This is a genomic window from Aeromicrobium sp. PFPM2_SD2, from assembly GCF_057364525.1.
On the sequence record NZ_JBNFNZ010000857.1, the window covers coordinates 1 to 485 of the forward strand.

Consider the following 485-nt stretch of genomic DNA (forward strand, 5'->3'; position numbering starts at 1 on the left):
TGACCGCCGAGGACACGCCCGGCGGCGGGCTCACCATGGTGCTCGCGCTGCCGCGGCGACCCCGGAGACGCCGGCATGAGCGAGCGCAGCAGCACGTGCTCGTCGTCGAGGACGAGCCGGCCCCTGGCCCGCGCCCTGGCCATCAACCTGCGCGCGTACGGGGTGGACGGTCGTGACGGTGCCCGACGGGCGCTCGGCCCTCGACGCCGCCGCCACGCAGGCCCCCGACGTCGTCGTGCTCGACCTCGGCCTGCCCGACCTCGACGGCACCGAGGTCATCGCCGGCCTGCGCGGCTGGACGAACGTCCCGATCGTCGTCCTCTCGGCCCGCCAGCACGGCGAGGACAAGGTGGAGGCGCTCGACCTGGGGGCCGACGACTACGTCACCAAGCCGTTCGCGATGAACGAGCTGCTGGCCCGCCTGCGGGCGGCGGTGCGCCGCGGCCAGGACGCCGGGACGCGCAGGCCGCGGAGGTCGTGGTCGG

The 485-nt window shown here is 76.1% G+C and carries 1 protein-coding gene; it reads left to right on the plus strand.

The window, feature by feature from the left end; all coding sequences use genetic code 11:
• Nucleotides 1–172 precede the first annotated feature (172 nt).
• Nucleotides 173–485, plus strand: a 313-nt coding sequence (locus tag AC2W7G_RS18500) for a response regulator transcription factor (RefSeq protein ID WP_485869715.1), incomplete at its 3' end; no start/stop codon positions are given.